Source organism: Bacteroidia bacterium (assembly GCA_040880525.1).
In the GTDB taxonomy this organism is placed as follows: domain Bacteria; phylum Bacteroidota; class Bacteroidia; order CAILMK01; family JBBDIG01; genus JBBDIG01.
Map to the genome: position 1 here is coordinate 30,368 of JBBDIG010000014.1, position 19,745 is coordinate 50,112.

Here is a 19,745-nt window from a genome sequence, read left to right on the forward strand (position 1 = left end):
GGAGAGGTGAAGAAAGTACTGATCGTTCAAAACATTCCGAATCCATACAGAATACCGCTCTTTAATGAGTTGCATACTCAACTGCAGCAGAAAGGGATTGATATGAAAGTGGTTTTTGGTGCTGCTACCTACAAGCGCAGAAAATTTTCACTGAACCTTGAGGACTGCCATTTTGATTTTGAAATATTGAAGTCCTCACTCGTTTATTCAGGCAAATCGGAAATTCCATTTTTTGGATACAACGGATTGTTGCGAACGGTAATAAAGGAAAAGCCGGACCTGATCATCATTATTGGGTTTTCTTTGGGAACATTCAAGCTTTGGCTGCGAAGTTTTTTCTCCTCAATCCCATTCCTGATCTGGAGTGGGAGCATCACTACTAAGGGGAGGAAGGATTCTCCCAACCGCAGGCGATTCAGAAAGGCGTTGGCCGCAAGGGCTGCCGGATTCGTGGCGTACGGCACAAAAGCCAAAGAGTATTTGATGGAACTGGGCGTACCGGCTGAGAAGATCCACATTGGAATCAACACCACTGACATCAGCTATTTTCGGGAGCGCGTGAAGAAGGTGGGGCGCAAGCTTTCCGGCAGCCGCAAGAATTTGCTTACAATAGGCTACCTTACCCGTGGAAAGCGCATTGATCTTCTGCTGCAGGCCATAAAACACCTTAGCCGGATACGACAGGATTTTGTCCTGAAAATTGTAGGAGCAGGAGCAATAGAGGAGGAACTGAAACAATTGGCCGCAGAACTTCAGGTGGAGCCGTACGTTAGTTTTGAGGGTTTTCAGCAAAAAACGGAGATTCCGGGATACCTGGCAGAGGCAAGTGTATTCCTGTTTCCTAGTGAATATGATATATGGGGGCTGGTTTTGGTTGAAGCGTTGGCAGCAGGCGTACCGGCAATTTCGTCAATTCATGCGGGAGCAACCATGGATTTGATCGTGGAGGGTAAAACCGGTTTCGCAATGGACTTTGAAGATACTGAAGCCGTGGCGAAGAAAATTGACTGGTTGCTTGAGAATCCTGAAGAGGCTGCCAGAATAGGAGCTGCGGCCCAATACCATATTGAAACGGAGACAAGCCTGGCGAAAAGTGCCGCAGGATTTGTACAGGCCATTGAGGAAAATTTAAATTAAAAATCGGTAAAAAAGATGTTTTCACATTTGAATATATATTTTTCGATACTTTTGCAATATAGTTTTGAAAAAGTAAAAAGTGAGAGACGAACGCCTTATACCACTATAAGCTCGTTTGTTTCCGCTCAGATGTTAGAAACCAGAACTTTTTATTTGGAAAAGATATTTTTAAGAAATAGCGTGAAAAGGTGAAGAAAGAGCTACGTCCGTATATTTCAATTGTCAGCCCTGTGTACGGGGCGGAAAAGCTGTTGGATGCGCTGGTAGAGCGGATCGGGAATTCCATGAAGCAGATAACGGAGAGCTATGAGATCATCCTAGTGGAAGACCACAGTCCGGACCGTTCATGGGAAAAAATCGAAGAGAATGCCCGCCTGGATTCACGGATAAAGGGCGTGAAGCTAAGCCGCAATTATGGACAGCACTACGCAATCACAGCAGGACTTGACCATTCATCAGGCAAATGGGTGGTGGTAATGGACTGCGACCTTCAGGACCGGCCGGAGGAGATCATTAATCTTTACAATAAAGCACAGGAAGGCTGGGATGTAGTATTAGCAAGAAGATATGACCGGCAGGATGGCAGGCTTAAGAAATGGTTCAGCCGGTCATTCTACAAGGTGCTGTCTTATCTCACCGGCTCCAGTATTGATCCTTCAATAGCCAATTTTGGCATCTATCATAAAAATGTGGTAGAGTCAATTTGCAGCATGCGCGAAAGCATCCGGTATTTCCCGTCCATGGTTAAATGGGTGGGTTTCAACTCGACCTCAGTAAACGTGAAACATGCTGAACGCGCAGCAGGCAGTAGCGGGTACAACTTCGGGAAGCTGCTGAAACTGGCAGTGGACATTATGCTGGCTTATAGCGATAAGCCATTGCTCATTACTGTGCAGATCGGGATCCTCATCTCAATGTTTTCTTTTGTTGCCGCCATCGTCTATTTTATTATGGCGGTTACCGGTAAGATCCAGGTGATGGGATTTGCCAGCCTTATTGTTTCTATCTGGTTTTTATCCGGATTGATCATCCTCACTCTGGGGATAATGGGATTGTATATCGGAAAAACTTTTGAAGGCGTAAAAAACCGTCCGATTTACCTGGTGGCTAAACGGGTAAATGTGAATGAAGCCGAAGAAGAAATTGTGTTAGGCCAGAAGGAAAGCAAATAAAGAATATAAGGCAGTTTAGAATAAAACCTTAAAGTGAAGATGAACAATACTCCGTTTAACAAGCCGTATCTGTCAGGAAAGGAAACTCAGTATATTGAGGATGCGGTGAGATCCGGAAAAATTTCAGGAGATGGCATTTATACTGCGAAATGCCACAAGTTTTTTGAGGAGCGATTCGGTTTTAATAAAACCCTGCTCACCACTTCCTGCACTGATGCGCTGGAAATGTGTGGAATATTGTTGGACATTCAACCGGGAGATGAGGTAATGCTGCCGTCTTTTACTTTCGTATCAACCGCCAACGCTTTTCTGCTGCGGGGAGCGAATCTCATTTTTGCCGACAGCATGGCCATGAATCCTAACATGGACGCTTCCCGGATTGAAGAATTGATCACTCCCCGGACGAAGGCAATTGTCGTGGTGCATTATGCCGGTATTGCATGCGATATGGGAAAAATCATGGATCTGGCTGAAAAGCATGAACTGTATGTGGTGGAAGATGCGGCACAGGCTATTGATTCCTATTATAATGGCAAACCGCTTGGCTCCATAGGAAATCTTGGTGCTTTTTCATTTCATGAAACCAAGAATGTTATTTCAGGAGAAGGCGGGATGATCGCCTTAAACGACAAGAAATTTCAAAACCGCGCTGAAATAATCCGGGAGAAAGGAACGAATCGCTCAGCCTTTTTCAGGGGCGAGGTTGACAAATATGGCTGGGTGGATATTGGCTCTTCTTTTTTACCATCGGATATTATTGCCGCGTTTCTTTTCGCCCAGCTCGAAAATCTTGATGACATTCAGCAAAAACGCAGGAAGATCTGGGACAAATATGATGAACTGCTGCAACCGCTCAGAGAGGAGGGACGGCTTCAGCTTCCGCAAATTCCCGGGTATGCTACCAACAATGGACACATGTATTATATCGTGTGTAACGGGCTGGAAGAAAGATCGGCTTTGATTGCTCATTTAAAGAAAAAGGGGATTATGGCAGTATTTCATTATATCTCCTTGCATTCCTCTCATTTGTACCGGAACAGGTATAAAGGAATGGCGCTTACAGAAGCTGACCGATATACGAATTCTCTGGTACGATTGCCCTTGTTTTACGACCTGACAATGGAAGAAGTAGCACGAATAGCTGAAGAAATAAAGAGCTTTTATAAGCAGTATCACAGGCAAAGTTCGCCACACGTTGCAACCTTAAATACCTGACAATTTTAATATTTTTGCAGTCCGTTTCCTATGAAGGACTTCTCCTTCCCACCCACGCCTTTTATAAGTATTAAGTTAAAGAATTGCTGACAACGCAGACGGCTGAGTTCAATGCTTAAAATGCGGCTGCGTTTAGGATTACAGAAGTATATGACATTAAGCGATAAGAAGGTGTTTGGAGTGAGCTCGCCAGGATTTCTATTAATCCTTGCCACCCTTGTAAAAATTCTCGTAATCTATTTTTTCTATCAGAAAGTGGTGGGATATGATGGAAATGTTGCAACCATTCAAACCGGATACGGATGGTCCGGCCTGGTGGAAAGCATGCAACGCGGAGAATATGAACTCAATTCCCAATCCGGCCTCAGTGACCTTTATGACCTGAATGCAAAAGCGCTGCGGACGCCTCTTTATGCTTTGTTCCTGTATGCTCTTACCTTTCTTGGGCCCTTTGCCTCATGGATTGCGGTGATCGTGCAAAGCATTGTAACCTCTCTGGTTGCATGGTTTGGCTATAAAATTATCAGGCGTTTTACAACAAATGACAGGCTTCCTCTTATCGGAGTTGCCGGGCTTTTTATTTTCCCGATGAATTTCTTGAAGTCGGGAACCATAGACGATGCACCGATGATGCTGATGTTTTCACTGATCTCAGCCTATTATCTCATTCTCTATTTTCAGCAAGGGCAGCGGCATCTCCGCTTTTTGATATGGGGCGCAGCTTTTATGGGATTTGCTATTCTGACGCGCACCATCCTGATGCCGGTCTTCATGGCCCTGTGCCTCTATATGCTGATTTTCACCCGGAAACGCTGGTTGAACACAGCGGTATTTATCACCATGTTCTACCTGGTACTTTCTCCCTGGATCATTCGCAATTATGCCATTTATGATCAAATCGTCATTATTGACGGAACGAACCGGTTTTTTGTCATTACCCAGTCAGATGAATTTATTGAGCGCTTTCCGGAAACTTCTATTGACGACATAGAGCGTTCTTATCTGAGAGAATACCATGAAACGCATCCTTACCTTAGTGATCTTGATGCCCTGGAACTGAACAGAGAATTTGGACGGCTGGCGGTGGAAGAATTCAAGGAAGATCCCTGGAATATGGTGGAGGCGACTTTCGTGAAATTAAAAGTATTTCTGCCATATAAAATATTTCCGGAAAGGGAGAACAATACCATTAAAAGCATAGTATACGTGATCCCATACTTAATTTCACTTCTCCTATTTCTGTATGCGCTTGTCTGGAAGCGCCACTTTAATCATCAGCTTAATATCATGCTGGTCTTTGTGGTATGTTATGCTGCAGTTGGAGTTGTATTCCTGCTGCTAAGTCGGCACTTTTATCCGCTTATCGTATACATGGCGCTATATGGCCTTATGGTATTAGGAGCAGATGAAACAAGGAAGAAATCATTAACGGCCGTAAATCAGGCGATTTAACCATCAGGAAGTGAAGAAATTTGTCCTTGTATATATCGCTCTCAGAAGCACCGTACTGGTGTTTTATGATACACACTTGCTTCCGGGAATAAGCGTGACTGATTTTGTAGGCGTTACTTTTCCAGCTTTGCTATTATACTATTACTTTACCACAGAGGAAAAGCCATTTCACTTTCTCAATCATATCATTATCATTTGGTTTGGCTGGATGATACTTTCCTCGGTGCTGGAGTATTTTGTATATAACACCAATATTCTGGGCAACATCATTATGGTGTTCAAGTTCCTGAATGCTTTCGCAGTTTTCCTGGTCTTTCCTGCCCTCTTTAAAACCAAAGAGGATGTGAACATGGTGGTGAATGCCTTTCTCATCAGCAGCTTGTTTCCACTGGCGCAGGGCATTGCCCAGCAGGTATTTGGCCCCACTTTTCTCGGTATGATGGTAATGGTTCGGCCGGGAGGAATTCAGTTATATTCAGGGTTCTACGGAAACTACGGAACCTTTTCCCTTCTTGCGGAATTCGGGCTGATGTGCCTTATCTACAAATTCAAGCAAATGGAGCTTCAGACAGGGTTGCTCTGGAAGCTATTCTATATTTTCCTTTTTGTGGCTTACCTCGCACTTGCACTGATGACGCTTTCCAGAACATTGTTCATTATAGTGTCCACGATCTCTATCGCTATATTAATGGGATTTAAACTGAGGAAGAATATTCCTTTCCTGGTGTTGATGATCATGGCGCTGGGCTACATCGCGACCACGGATTATTTTACCGAGAAATATGAATCTATTCTGGCCCGGTCTCAAAGCGAGATTGCCGTGATGGAAGGAGAGCAAAAAATTGAGCACGGAATGCATGGCCGCGTAGGCCGTTGGGGAGGCTATCTCGAAAAATTTTATGAACAATATACTCCGGCTGAAAGAATACTCGGTACGGACATTAACATAGGCCCGCACGGGGATTATTTCTACTGGCTGTTCCGGTATGGATATGTGGGTATAGGACTGTACATTTCGTTTTTCATCTGTCTTACTCTCTGGTGCTTTGTAAGATATTTTAAATGTAAAGATCCCCTTGATAAAGCTTATGGAAGATTAGCCCTGGTGGCTATTCTTGCCTGGCTATTTCAAGCCGTTACTTCAATTCCTTCCCTGACCACAGACAGCAGTTTATTTATATTGGGAAATATTTCTATTTTTCTTAATATGAAGTTAAAAGATACCACTCAGCGAAGCAGAGATGCTTCTTTTGCACAAAAACCTATTTATGAAATGCCGGCATTGCAATAGTTTTTTGACCAATAAAACTATTTAAACTAAATTTGCGAGGCTTTTTGGAAAATGGAAAATTCTAAACCTATTATGAAAGAAAATCATCCGCCAAAGGTGGTATTCCTTGGTAAGCTTCCTCCCCCATATATTGGGCCTTCTGTTGCTTGTCAACTTATTTTGAAGTCGAAACTTAAAGACAACTTCCAGCTTTTGCACCTTGATACATCCGATCACAGGGATATTAATACCCTGGCAAAAATGGACTTCACCAATTTCTACCTGGCTTTTAAGCAATATTATATGCTGTTTAAAATGCTGGTGAAGGACAAGCCGGACATGGTATACATACCTGCTGGCCAAACCACCATCAGCTATTTCCGTGATGCCGGGTTTATTTTGCTCGCCAAGCTTTTTGGCAAAAAGGTGATATGCCACTTACGCGGTGGAAATTTTGTGAACTGGTACAATTCCACCTCGGCCCTCACCAAAATGGGAGTACGGAGTATACAGAAAAATGTGGACGGCCAGATTGTGCTTGGCGACAACCTGCGCCCGCTCTTTAACTGGATGATGCCTGAAAACCGGATACATGTTGTTCCCAATGGTTCAAATTATCCCACCATCCCGAAGAATGGAAAAGTGAGCGATAAAGTCCGTATACTTTTCCTGGGCAATTTTATCGGCACTAAAGGCGTACTGATGCTGCTGAAATCTTCCCCTGCTGTTTTTGCAAAGCATAAAAACGTGGAGTTCCTCTTTGCCGGGAACTGGCGGGATGAGCCTACTAAGATTGAGTTTGAGAAATTCCTGAATGAGAACCCGGGTTTGCCGGTGACCATTATTGGCCCGGTACAGGGGCAGGAAAAGTTCGACCTGCTGTCGAGCGCTGATATCTTCGTATTCCCGACATTTTATCCAAACGAGGGACATCCGTGGGTGATCGTGGAAGCGATGTCAGCCGGGTTGCCGGTTATTTCAACGGACCATGCGGCAATTTCAGAATCAGTGCTGGACGGGAAAAATGGATTCCTGGTAGAGAAGCGGAACCCGCAGCAAATAGCCGATAAGATCAACTATCTCATAGAACATCCCGAAGAGAGGAAACGAATGGGTGAGGAAAGCCGCAAGCACTATCTCGCCAATTTTACAGAAGAAAAAATGGTGGAGCGCATGACCAAGGCATTTAATGCTACGCTTCACATCAACTAACCCATCAAGCTATATTTCAATTTATTACAATAACATATTAAAGTTTTAATGGAACAACTTACACAGAATTTGAAGGACGGTAAAATGGAACTTCTCGAAGTGCCATTTCCAGCATTGACAGAAGGAAACATGCTTGTCAGGGTTCATTTCTCCGTCATCAGTGCAGGCACTGAAGGCAAGACAGTGAAGGATGCCCGCCTCGGCTATATCGGCAAAGCCCGATCACGTCAGGAGGAAGTGAAAAAGGTTATACAGGTAGCCAAAACGCAGGGCGTAATGAAAACTTACCAGATGGTAATGAACAAGCTCGAAGCTCCTTCAGCCCTGGGATATAGCTGCGCTGGCGAAGTGATTGCCGTGGCACCTGATGTCCGGGGGTTCAAGGTGGGCGACCATGTAGCGTGTGCAGGCGCAGGTGCCGTGCATTCTGAAGTGGTAAGCGTTCCAAAGAACTTGTGTGTGAAAGTGGGCGATGGCGTCCGGCTGGACCATGCTGCTTTCTCTACTATCGCGGCCATTGCGCTGCAGGGTATCCGGCAGGCCGACTTGCGCCTCGGGGAAAACTGTGTGGTGATCGGCCTTGGGCTGGTGGGACAACTTACGGTGCAAATGCTGAATGCCGCAGGTGTCGATTCCATTGGCATAGACATAGATCCGCGGCAGGTAAAGCTGGCGCAGGAAACCGGTGCAAGGCTGGCACTGGAAAGAAACGCCCCCGGCCTTGAAGACGCCATAATGGAACAAACAGGCGGTCACGGGGCGGATTCAGTAATCATTACTGCCGGTACTTCATCACTGGATCCGGTGGAATTGGCAGGTACACTTTGCCGAACCAAAGGCAAGGTAGTGATAGTAGGTGTGGTGCCAACAGGCTTCAGCCGCAAGAATTTTTACCGCAAGGAACTGGACCTGAGAATGTCCTGTAGCTACGGGCCTGGCCGCTATGATGCGAATTATGAGGAAAAGGGCATTGACTATCCCATCGGCTACGTGCGCTGGACGGAGAACCGCAACATGCAGGCTTTCCTTCACATGCTTCAAGATGGTAAGATTGACATGGAGAAGCTGATTACTCATGAATATAAATTTTTCGATGCGCCTAATGCTTATCAGATGATCCTGGACAAAAAGGAACCGTTTGTGGGCGTGGTACTGAAATATGATACCGAGAAAGAACTGACACAATCAGTAAAGGTGAGCAAGGCCACGGTATACGCAAAGGCAGATGCAAACCTGGGGTTTATTGGTGCCGGTTCATTTGGCCAGAACTTTCTGTTACCGAATGTAAAAGGAAAGGCAAACCTCGTTGGGGTGGCCACGGCCCGCAGCAACAGCGCCCGGAATATTGCCGATAAGTACGGTTTCTCCTATTGCCCTGCTGATGCTGACGAGCTTGTTAAGGATGAGAATATCAACACCCTGTTTATTGCCACTCGCCACAATACGCACGCGGAATATGTGATGAAAGGTTTGCAGAACAACAAGAACGTGTTCGTGGAAAAGCCTCTTTGCATGACCGAGGAAGAATTGGAGGAAATCCGCCAGCTTTATGATAAATCAAATGCGCGCCTCATGGTTGGTTTCAACAGGCGCTTTGCACCGCATATTAAAACGATAAAGCAGAAATTTAGCGATCAATTGCCCAAGGCGATCAATTACCGCATCAATTCAGGGAAACTACCCGATGACCATTGGATCCAGGATCCTGAGATTGGTGGCGGAAGGATAGTCGGTGAGGCTTGCCATTTTATTGACCTCGCTATGTACATTGCCGGATCGCCCATTACCAGCGTAAGTGCAAACGGATTGCGTGATGCCAAAAACCATCTTGATACTGTAACCATTAGTCTGGGTTTTGAGAATGGAAGTGTGGCTGCAATTTCATATTTCAGCAACGGCAGCAAATCCGTACAGAAGGAATATCTCGAAGTGTTCTGTGGAGGAATGACGGCCATTGTGGATGATTTCAAAAACATGACGCTCCACGGAAACAAGGTGAGCAAGGATAATCTTTCATCGCAGGACAAGGGCCATGCACAGGAACTGCATGAATTCCTGCAATCAATTAAGGAAGGCAAGCCAGCCCCCATTCCGTTCGAGGATGTCTACCTGTCTACATTGGCCACTTTCAAAGTGCTGGAATCCATTCGGGAACAGCGCAAAGTGATCCTTGCTGATGAAGCGAACCAAAATGTAGTTGCCTCAGAAAATGGTGTATTGCAGGACTGAACGGCATAGCGGGAGCCCGACATCAAACCATAGCAGCAGTATTTGCAAGAGACTAATATAATTGCATCAGCACAATGGAACTATTGTTTACGATAAAAGAGGTAGCGAAGGATTCGCTCCAGCGCATTAAGCACAAATACTTGCCTTTCCCTATGAAGATTGGGCAGGATGAATTGCATCTGCAAAAGACCATGGAATGGCTGTGGCTCTCCTGCGAAAATGGGCAGGGAGGATCAGCAAGCCATTATAATCTGGTTAATGGCAAATGGCTTGACCCATTTCCTGAAACTACCGGCTACATCATTCCCACCTTTTTCGATTATGCTGAAATGTATGGGGAGAAGCGGTTTTATGACCGTGCTATTCGCCTTACGGACTGGCTGGGTGAGGCGCAACTGGACAATGGTGCTTGCATGCAGGGCTCATGGAACAGGAGCAAAGGGAAGAATAAACCGATCATTTTCAATACCGGGCAGAACATATTTGGCTGGCTCCGCACCTATCAGGAAACCAGGGAGCAGAAATACCTTGACATGGCGCTAAAGGCCGGGGATTTTCTCTGCCGCAGTACAGGAGAAGATTTGATCTGGAACCAGCACCTGCACAACAATATCCCCCACACCTACAACTCCCGTGTATCGTGGAGCCTTTTGCTTTTGGCAGAAGAAACAGGTTTACAGAAGTATAGGGATGTAGCGCTCGCCAACCTGGACTGGGTGGTGGAGCAGCAGCTCACAAATGGCTGGTTCCAAAACTGTAACTTCAAGCCGGGGGAATACCCAAACACGCATGGAATCGCCTATACAACACGCGGGCTGCTGGAATCATATCTTGTATCCAAAGACGAAAAATATTTGGATGCTGCCCAGCGCACAGCGCACAAGCTTTTCCGCATTTTTGAATTGAGAAAGTACATACGCACATTCTGGGACGAGAAATGGCGCAACCATGGCAAATTCCTGAAGAGCAGCAAAGGCCCTTATATCTGCCTGACCGGCAACATCCAGATTTCGATCGTGTGGATGAAGCTGTATGAGATCACCGGTGATGCCACTTATATGAATTCCGCAATGAAGATGCTGGACTTCATCAAAAGCCTCCAATATGTGGACCATCCAAAGAAAGAATTGAATGGTGGAATTAAAGGCTCATTTCCGTTTTATGGCCGCTATTCCATTATCAAGATGCCAAATTGGGCTGCCAAATTTTTTGTAGATGCCATGATGCTAAAAATCAGGCTACAGGACGAAATCGCTAAAAACAATTAAGCTGACGATGAAGAAGAAAATCACGGTTTTATTGCGTTATCCCAAAGTGGAGAAAAACCAGTGGAAGCGCGAACTCATTGAGAAATTGCAAGAGGAAGGCTTCGAAGTGAGCATCATTTTCGGTGAAAAGAGTTATCAGCGCCACGCATTTGCTGCACTTAAGGATTTCGGACTGGAAATCTTCAAAAAGAAGAGCAGTATTGACCAGCAGAAGAGTGTTAAACTGTATTCATATTTTAAGGATAAAATACATGTTGAAACGGTGAATGACCTGAATTCCAGCGACTGCGAAAAGAAAATCAGGAAGATTAACCCTGACTATCTCCTTTTGCTGGGCTCGGGCATAATCAGGAACAACATTATTGTGCTGCCAAAGAAGGGCGCCATACATTGCCATCACGGCTACCTACCTGAAGTACGCGGGGTCAGTACTGCAGAGTGGTCAATGTACCTGGGAAAGGACGTATACATTTCCACACACTTTGTTGATCCGGGCGTGGACACCGGGGACATTTTGCTGCGCAAGAAAATACCGCTCACACCAGATGATACCATCACCAGCGTGCGCCTCAACTGCCGTCTGCATTCTGTAGACCTTATCATGGATACATTTAAGCTGGTTGAATCAGGCGATTACGAAGTAATAAAGCAGCGGCCGGAGGAAGGTGTGCAATATTTCCTGATGCACCCATTTTTTAAGGACTTGGTGAATCAAAAGCTAAAAAGAATAAAAGCGGAGGCAGTATGACCGACCTGAACAAGATCACGAAAGCACAGCAGCAGGCATTGAAATTTGCTGAAGAAAATGACTATTACGGCTACGACCTTTATGATGGCCTTAAAGTCACGGATTCAGAACCGTTGCTGAAGAATAAAGTATTCAATGCGGTTTTTACCCAAAGCTTTAAACGCAACCCGGTAAACCTGCGACAATTGGCAGGCATTTCCAAATCTCGGATGCCAAAGGGAATGGGGATTTTCCTGAATGCCCATGCCTTGATGGCAAGGGTAACGGCAGGCGATCAACGCACCCATCATATTGCCGAGGGCAAGCGCATCCTGCAATGGCTTGACGAGCAAAAGGTGGAAGGTTACTCCGGTATTTGCTGGAATTTTGGGTTCAACTACAAGTTCATGTTCCACAAGCCCACAGTTGTGATTACCTCTATTATCGCCAGGGGACTGCACGAATACTACCTCGTAACACAGGACGAGCAGGCTAAACGACTCTTGCTGGGCACAAAGGACTTTATCCTGAACGACCTTTTCCGTACTGAAACGGAAGATGGATTGTGCTTTAGCTACACCCCCATAAAGCCAGATTGCTGTTACAATGCCAGTATGCTGGCCACGGAAACCCTGGCGCGCATTTACTCATTTACCGGGGAAAAGGAATTGCTGAATTTGATAAAGCAATCTATGGATTTTAATGTGGCGCACCAGCACAGGGATGGCCGATGGAATTATGCAATTGAAATTGAAAGCGGAAAGGAACGCCCGCAAGTGGATTTTCACCAGGGATATGTGGTGGAGTCCATGCACGAGATCATGCGTTGGGCAAAACTTGACGATCCCAAATATCAGCAGTCTGTCGCTGATGGGACCAAGTTTTATTTTGAAGAGCAGTTCTACAGCGATGGCCGGGCATTGCGCAGGATTCCCCGGATTTGGCCCGTGGATATTCATAACCAGGCGCAGGGCATCATTACTTTCACCAAACTTCGCAACTTGGATGAACGCTATTTGCCGTTCGCCAAAACTGTGGCGGAATGGACCATAGATAACATGCAGGACCTGGATGGCCACTTCTATTATCAGGTACATAAATACTACACCATCAAAACCTCCTACATGCGCTGGGCGCAGGCGTGGATGGTATTGGGCATGGCACTCCTCCTTAACCAAGAGGACAAAGCCAAGCTAAACGGGCAGGTAAATGTGAAGGAAGGGGAGCGGGTGTAGTCCTGTATCGCTGGTGTTTCTTCCCGGAGGGTGCCATTTATAATGGCCCTTTAGAAGCTGAAATAGTTGACAGGCCTGTACAATATCAATATTCCCGGTTAGGGATTTTGCGGGGATGAAGGGATTGCTGAAAGTGGAATTTCTGCGGTAGGTGCAGGTTTTTTTTACGCTCCTTTCTGTAATACACCACCAAGTTTGCCATGAAGAGGTCATCAGCCTGGGCCTTCAGGAAGTCCTCGGCATTTCTTACTCCACTGCCTTCCTTAATGGAAGCTACGAGGTCAAGCGGGGTGTAGTATTTTCCGCCAGCCATGGCAGGCACGCGTTGCGCTATCGCTAAACGCGCGGCAACGGGGGATATTTGCCCCAGTTCGTGCATATGGGGCAGTTCAATCATTTGGTAAATATATTTCTGAAAGATGTTGGGTTTTAATAACATACCTTTCCAGCAAAAGAGGATTCACGGGCAGATTCTTGAGATAGGGAAGCAGGTAATGATGCAACAGGTCGAATTTTATCGAAAAATATTAAAGCGATACCCGCTGATACCTAATCAGGAGGATTAAATTTATAACCTTGAAATCTTGGAGGTTGGAAACACATGAATTTAATATAATTTCACATTTCATAATTTTAACACAACCATTCCTCAAAAAAAATTCTATGAATTCAATAGAATTACAACTTCGGGAACAATTAAAGACAACTGAAAATGATATTTTAAGGATAAGGCTGCTTAACGAGCTTGCATACGAAATGAGGACCTTTAATGCGGATGAATCTATTCTTCTTGCTCAGCAAGCCTTAGAATTAGCTGATCGTCTTGATTATACCCACGAGTCGGCTCGAACCAAAGCTAACCTCAGCCATTTTTACATGCTCAATTCCGACCTGGAATCTGCCAAGAGTTTTTCAGATGAATCACTTAAAGTTTTGCAGGAACTAAACGATAAGGAAGGAATGGCCAAGATTTACCTGACTATCGGTAATATTCATCATCGGCAGGGTGACTTCCATACTTCCCTACAAAATTTCCAAAAGAGTATGGTTATGTATGAAGAACTTGGGGAATTGGGCGGACTGGCCAGTGCCTTGAAAAACCTTGCCCTTGTTTACTATCGTTTTGGTGATACAAAAACCGCTGAAGAGTACCTCAACCGCCAACTTGAGATCAGCCGACAAATTGGCGACCTCAATAGCGAATCCAACGCCCTGACCTACCTTGCCCGCAATGGACTTGAGCAAGGCCAGGTTAGTGAGGCAATGGAGAAAATTTGTCAGAGCATCGAAATCAAGAAGCAAACAGATGACCAACGTGGTTTAGCATTGGCACGGAATATATTGGGGAGGGTGTACTTGCAATCAAACCGGCTAAAAGAAGCTGAGGAAGTGTTACGGGAAAGTTTGGAAGACGCCATTCGGCTCAAGGATAAATATGGAACTATTGTGAATTTGACGGATCTCTCCAAGGTTCAGAACGAACTACAGCAATACGATAGTGCACTAAAACTGGCAGCCAGGGCTGAGAAGCTTGCTGTGGAGATTAATGCGCGGGAGTCCTTGATAAAAATATACTATGCCAAATACGTAAGCTACAATGCAACCTGCGATTTTAAAAAGGCACTGGAAATGTACAGCAACTACCACAAAGCCGAGAGTGATGTGATGAGCGTGGAGACGACTGGTAAGATAAGGAGCCTGGAGGCCACCTATCGCTCGCAATTGGCTGAGAAGGAAGCTGAAGTTTACCGACTGAAAAACGTGGAGCTCGCTGCCAAAAACCGCGAGATCAAGGAAGAGAAACGAAAATCAGAAGAACTGCTGCTCAACATTCTCCCTGCCGAGATAGCAGAAGAGCTCAAAGAAAAAGGCCGGACAGATGCCCGCGATTTTGATATGGTGAGCATCCTGTTCACCGACTTCAAAGAGTTCACCCAAACCTCAGAAACCCTCAGTGCCAAAGAACTGGTGGAAGAGATTAATATCTGTTTTGAAGCATTCGATGCCATTTGCGAAAAGTATGGCATTGAAAAAATAAAAACCATTGGTGATTCGTACATGGCCGCAGGCGGCCTGCCCGCCCCAACAGGTGATTCGGTAAAAAACACCCTACTGTCCGGACTGGAGATGTCCGCTTTCATGATAGAACGTAAACAGATAAGGGAAACCGCAGGACAAGTTCCCTTTGAAATGAGGACCGGAATCCACACCGGCCCGGTGGTGGCGGGCATAGTTGGCATCAAGAAATTCCAGTACGATATCTGGGGCGATACGGTGAATACCGCGAGCCGCATGGAAACCCATGGGGACGTAGACAAAGTGAATATCTCTCAAAGCACTTATGAGCTGATCAAGGATGACCCCAGTTTCCGGTTTGAGTCCAGGGGAAAAATACAGGCCAAAGGAAAAGGTGAGGTGGAGATGTATTTTGTGGAATTAAAAATAGATCAATAACCGAAATACAACTTATTTATGAAACACCTTCTTCTACTATCCACCTTCATTATTTTTATGAACCCGTCAGCCTTCGCTCAACAACAATCAGATACCAAACCAAGTCTCCTCGAAAAAATATCTCTGGCAAAAGACGATAGCACCAAGGTTTTGCTGTTGCTGGAACTATCATCGATTGAAGCTATTCCTGATAGTGCCATCCATTATAGCATAAAGGCCCTGGCTATCGGGGAAAAAATCAATTCGCCACTGCTGATGACGGAATGTCATAAACAGCTCGGGGGTATTTATCGAGGGCAATCAACCTATCAAAAGGCACTTCTTCATTATAAAAAAGCATTCACTTTGATTAATTCACGAGAGTCAGTTGATCAAAAAGAACTGGCAGCCTTACATCGTCTTTTATCAACTGTTTATTTTGACCGAGGAGATTTGCTTATGATGATCGATCATAATTTTGAAGCATTGAAAATTTACAGAACACTCAATGACGAGAAGGGGATTGCAACATCCTATAGTAGTATAGGGCTGGGATTTGCCACATTAGGTGATTATGAAAAGGCATTTAAGTATCAGAAAGAGGCCATTGGACTTTATGAAAAATATGATCTAAAACATGGATTGGCTTATACCAAACTCAATATGGCTGAGTCATATACAAGAATCGGCAAGTATGAGGAAGCTCTTGAATGGGGCGAAAGATCATTACAAATATTCAGAGCAATGGAAGATGAAATGGGAATAGCTTATAATTTTGAAAATTATGCCCTTACCTATAAGGGTTTACAACAATATGACAAAGCCTTGCATTATGCAGTAGAATCCCAAAAAATATATGACAAGCTTGGATACAAGAGAGGTTCTGGATATAGCCTGAAGATCATGGGAACTGTGTATTTAGCATTGGCTGAAGAAGCTTCAAAAATTAAGATGGAACAAAAACTATTAATTTCAGCGGATAGTTGTTTGAAAGAAGCGGTGGATGTACTTTCGGGAGAAGCAAAAGACTTTAAAAATCTAAGCGAAATATATGAAGCTCTTTCGAGAGTAGCTCAATTAGCCAATAACTATAAAACAGCTTTTGAGTGGCAACACAAATATATTCACCTGCGAGATTCGCTATACTCACATACACAAGGAATGGATGTGGCGGAGATAGAGCATTTGCATGATATAGAACTAAAAGACAGGGAGGTACAACTCTCTGAAGTTACAATTGCAAAAAAGAAGATTGAGCAGTACTACCTCATTGCCGGGCTCTGCCTGCTGTTGTTTTCAACAAGTTTATTTTTTCGTAATTATCGAAAACAAAAGATCTTAAACAGGTTACTGGATTCTGAAAAGGAAACCTCTGAAGAATTGTTGCACAATATACTACCGACCCAGGTTGCTAAAGAGCTGAAGGAAAATGGTTTTGCAGAAGCGCAGCAATTCAGTAATGCCACGGTAATATTTACAGATTTCAAAGATTTTACCAACTATGCAGGGCATTTTTCACCCTATGAGTTAGTCAAAACACTAAATGAATATTTCAGCGAATTCGACCGAATAATTGAAAGCTATGGAATTGAGAAAATCAAGACTATTGGCGACTCTTATATGGCTGCTGGCGGGCTGTTGGATGCGGGAAAGACAAATGCACGTCACGTGGTGAAGGCAGCACTCGAAATGACAGATTTTATTGAGAAGCAAAAGGTGTTAAGAGGTGACAAAGCTTTTGAAATGAGAACTGGCATCCACACCGGTCCAGTGGTAGCCGGCATCGTAGGAGTGAAGAAATTTCAATATGATATTTGGGGCGATACGGTAAACATCGCATCACGGATGGAAACCCATGGAGAAGTGGGTAAAGTGAATATCTCTCAAAGCACTTATGAACTGATTAAAGATGATCCGCAATTTCAATTTGAGCCCCGGGGGAAAGTGGCTGCAAAAGGAAAGGGGGAGGTGGAGATGTATTTTGTGAACTGATTAAATTTGTGGAGCCTCATTCCAAAAATTAATCTAAATTTGAAATAGTTATAAACCCACCGTAGATTGGAGTTACTTTGGAATATTTTACAGCCCCGCAATGGGCAATAAATATATTTTGTCGTACCTAAACTTAATTCCCGAAATTTTTGGCCGGTTACCGGGAAAAGATATTCCCTTCACTTTTCCTTAATCTTGCACTCCTAAAAATCAAAAGCAGGCAAAGGAACACAATCACCCGGAGATAGAATCCAAATGGCAGGAATGGTGGGAGCAAAATGGCACATACAAAGTGGGTATCAACAAGGACAAACCGAAATGTTTTGTACTCGATATGTTTCCCTACATTAGTGCGCATTTAGCGAAGAGTAACGCGTGCGGGTCCGGTTGCATCCCGAAAATTCCTCAACTTCATGCCGTGTCCGAAAAATCAAATTAAACGATTTCGAATTACGCTATTTCGTCAGTGCTCAATAATTTTTGGATTACCCCCTTCACACGGAAAGCGCTACCCTAAGCGGGATAAAATTCAGGCTTTGCTTCCTTACATCTGTCATGGGTATCGGGGTGAAGGAACTGCAAAAGTGCTTATGCAGTTCCTTCACTTCGCTCAGGAGGACAACGATCGGTTTCTGTTATTATCTCAAAATTATCACAATTTATCCCGAGTTTAGAATAAACAGATTATTGGAGATTTATTTCTGTATTGGCAAAACAAGAAGGATGCAGTGCGGGAGGCACGCGTCCCGCTATCGTTGAACGCGTGGGAAATTAAATTTTATAAACTGTTGTCAAGGTGTCTTCAATACCATCAGTAAGCATCTCGATAAGTTCTTCATCCATAAATTCATACTCGTCAGGAATATTAAGGACCTTAATTACTGGCAACTCCAGATGTCCATAAAGTCCGCGAATTTTCTCCCTTTGGCCAGTTTCCATTACAAAAACAAAATCAGCCCAATTCAAATCATTTTCTGAAATTTTTCTATCGCTTTTAGGGCTTACCCCTGCCGAACGAATATTGAAACGGTCGTCATTTTTATAGATGTGTTCCGCTGTTCTGCTGCGTTTTTTATTACGTCCACAAACTACCAGTATTTTCGGCCTTTCTGTCATTGTGCTTTGGTCGCATGACTTGGGAATGCTATTTTCCGTCTTGGAATGTCCAATTTAATCTAAGGTTGTATGTCTTGAAATTATCAAAGCCTGGCATTCTCTTGGAAAGAGAGGGCTGAGGTAAGGAGGTATAATCAAAATTTATGTTAAGGGGTAATTTGGTCAATTTGTGAATGGGTAGCTGAAGTCCAAATCCGTATGTTATCTCACTAATTTCATCCTTGTTTACAGCAGGGAAGCCGTAATTATATTCTTTCTCCATATAATAGCCCATACGAATGGAAAGAATCTCTAAGAGTTCAATTTCAGCTCCTGTATGAATACCTGAATGATACGGTGAATTTAATAGCATCTTATATTCTCCTTGAAATAAAAAATTAAGCGTTTCCAATGTATCAATTATTAAATGTTTATCCAGTTTAAATTGATAATTTGTTCCATATCTGGTTATCACAGGCAAATCCGCTGTATATGTGTCGTCCATAATCTCAAAAGAGGTCTTGGCATTGTTAAAGTTTGTAATACTGGCACCAATATTAACAGAATGCATAACTCCATTTTTTTCAAAAATATAAAACTTCTTGATTGCACCAAAATCAAAATAAATTGCACTTTCAGGTTTACCCAATGGTTTCCAAACAAGATAGTTTGTGTTTAGGCCAATGAATAGGTTTTTAATTGGCTGAGATGAAAGGGTCAGCGTATAATTGGAATTTTCAGGCGTATAAGGACCATAGGTATTGCCATTTACATCTGCAAAAGTAAATTCTTGTCCATAAGTAAAGTGGTTTCTACTTAAGCCCACAATTACATGGTCACTAACCTTATAGCCAATACTTACGAAATCGTATTGTGCAGAGGACAGCGTATAATAGGGAGAAGAGAATGACCCATCTATTTCAAGTCCCTTAATTGTCGCTATCCCTGCTGGGTTAAAGAAGATACTTGTAAGGTCACCGTCAATAGAACTGTAACCTCTCCCCATTGCTTCTGCCCTGGCACTTGGTTGTCTACCGAAAAAAGTCTCACGTAGAAATCCATATTGATATTGCCCACTGGCCATTGCCGGTAAAAACAAAAGAATTAGAATTGTTAAATGCTTCATAGTTCATAGTTTGATAAGAGTCATTATGGGCAAAGGCATTAAGGTAATGTAATTTTTTCTGAAACTAGTTTTCCCGCTTCAATGTCAAAAGCAGTTATAGTTCATTCTAATGCTGTACCGCACTTTGCTGGAAATCTAACGCCAATCCCTTCATTTAATTGCAGGGGTAATTTCATAGCATG

Annotated in this window: 15 protein-coding genes; 12 read left to right on the forward strand and 3 right to left on the reverse strand. The window is 44.0% G+C overall.

The window, feature by feature from the left end; translation table 11 throughout:
• Positions 1 to 6 precede the first annotated feature (6 nt).
• The 10 genes from WD077_02540 (at position 7) to WD077_02585 (ending at position 12,917) form a co-directional block, all read left to right on the forward strand.
• The gene (locus tag WD077_02540; GenBank protein MEX0966087.1) at positions 7 to 1,137 is read left to right on the forward strand and encodes a glycosyltransferase family 4 protein; all 1,131 of its coding nucleotides are present in this window, start codon (positions 7 to 9) and stop codon (positions 1,135 to 1,137) included.
• A 188-nt stretch (positions 1,138 to 1,325) separates the two neighbouring features.
• Positions 1,326 to 2,309 (forward strand): glycosyltransferase family 2 protein, encoded by a 984-nt coding sequence (locus WD077_02545; GenBank protein MEX0966088.1) that lies wholly within the window; start codon positions 1,326 to 1,328, stop codon positions 2,307 to 2,309.
• A 39-nt stretch (positions 2,310 to 2,348) separates the two neighbouring features.
• Positions 2,349 to 3,524, forward strand: coding sequence for a dTDP-4-amino-4,6-dideoxygalactose transaminase (gene rffA, locus WD077_02550; protein ID MEX0966089.1), 1,176 nt, complete (start codon positions 2,349 to 2,351; stop codon positions 3,522 to 3,524).
• Positions 3,525 to 3,644: 120 nt separating this feature from the next.
• Positions 3,645 to 4,976 carry a glycosyltransferase family 39 protein gene (locus WD077_02555; GenBank protein MEX0966090.1) on the forward strand — a complete coding sequence of 444 codons (1,332 nt, stop codon included), beginning with the start codon at positions 3,645 to 3,647 and terminating at the stop codon, positions 4,974 to 4,976.
• Positions 4,977 to 4,986: 10 nt separating this feature from the next.
• The gene (locus WD077_02560; protein MEX0966091.1) at positions 4,987 to 6,267 is read left to right on the forward strand and encodes a hypothetical protein; all 1,281 of its coding nucleotides are present in this window, start codon (positions 4,987 to 4,989) and stop codon (positions 6,265 to 6,267) included.
• Between the two features lie 72 nt (positions 6,268 to 6,339).
• Positions 6,340 to 7,458 carry a glycosyltransferase family 4 protein gene (locus WD077_02565; protein ID MEX0966092.1) on the forward strand — a complete coding sequence of 373 codons (1,119 nt, stop codon included), beginning with the start codon at positions 6,340 to 6,342 and terminating at the stop codon, positions 7,456 to 7,458.
• A gap of 48 nt (positions 7,459 to 7,506) precedes the next feature.
• On the forward strand, positions 7,507 to 9,687 hold the full coding sequence (locus WD077_02570) for a bi-domain-containing oxidoreductase (GenBank protein MEX0966093.1): 2,181 nt from the start codon (positions 7,507 to 7,509) through the stop codon (positions 9,685 to 9,687).
• 74 nt (positions 9,688 to 9,761) lie between these two features.
• Entirely contained in the window at positions 9,762 to 10,955 is a 1,194-nt protein-coding gene (locus WD077_02575; protein ID MEX0966094.1) for a beta-L-arabinofuranosidase domain-containing protein, read from the forward strand.
• Positions 10,956 to 10,962: 7 nt separating this feature from the next.
• Positions 10,963 to 11,703 carry a formyltransferase family protein gene (locus WD077_02580; GenBank protein MEX0966095.1) on the forward strand — a complete coding sequence of 247 codons (741 nt, stop codon included), beginning with the start codon at positions 10,963 to 10,965 and terminating at the stop codon, positions 11,701 to 11,703.
• Complete coding sequence (locus WD077_02585) at positions 11,700 to 12,917, forward strand: hypothetical protein (GenBank protein MEX0966096.1); 1,218 nt, start codon at positions 11,700 to 11,702, stop codon at positions 12,915 to 12,917. Before WD077_02580 ends, WD077_02585 begins: the two co-directional genes overlap by 4 nt.
• A gap of 85 nt (positions 12,918 to 13,002) precedes the next feature.
• On the opposite strand, the gene WD077_02590 is transcribed toward WD077_02585, so the two are convergent.
• Entirely contained in the window at positions 13,003 to 13,314 is a 312-nt protein-coding gene (locus tag WD077_02590) for a hypothetical protein (protein ID MEX0966097.1), read from the reverse strand.
• A gap of 266 nt (positions 13,315 to 13,580) precedes the next feature.
• Here WD077_02590 and WD077_02595 point away from each other — a divergent pair, with 266 nt between their 5' ends.
• Both WD077_02595 and WD077_02600 read left to right on the forward strand, forming a co-directional pair.
• Positions 13,581 to 15,371 carry an adenylate/guanylate cyclase domain-containing protein gene (locus WD077_02595; GenBank protein ID MEX0966098.1) on the forward strand — a complete coding sequence of 597 codons (1,791 nt, stop codon included), beginning with the start codon at positions 13,581 to 13,583 and terminating at the stop codon, positions 15,369 to 15,371.
• An 18-nt stretch (positions 15,372 to 15,389) separates the two neighbouring features.
• Complete coding sequence (locus tag WD077_02600) at positions 15,390 to 17,342, forward strand: adenylate/guanylate cyclase domain-containing protein (GenBank protein MEX0966099.1); 1,953 nt, start codon at positions 15,390 to 15,392, stop codon at positions 17,340 to 17,342.
• A 771-nt stretch (positions 17,343 to 18,113) separates the two neighbouring features.
• Here WD077_02600 and WD077_02605 read toward each other — a convergent pair.
• Together WD077_02605 and WD077_02610 are read right to left on the reverse strand one after the other, a co-directional pair.
• Positions 18,114 to 18,458: a protein-tyrosine-phosphatase gene (locus WD077_02605; GenBank protein ID MEX0966100.1), complete on the reverse strand. Its 345-nt coding sequence runs from the start codon at positions 18,456 to 18,458 to the stop codon at positions 18,114 to 18,116.
• A 28-nt stretch (positions 18,459 to 18,486) separates the two neighbouring features.
• On the reverse strand, positions 18,487 to 19,563 hold the full coding sequence (locus WD077_02610) for a PorV/PorQ family protein (protein ID MEX0966101.1): 1,077 nt from the start codon (positions 19,561 to 19,563) through the stop codon (positions 18,487 to 18,489).
• Between the last annotated feature and the right edge of the window lie 182 nt (positions 19,564 to 19,745).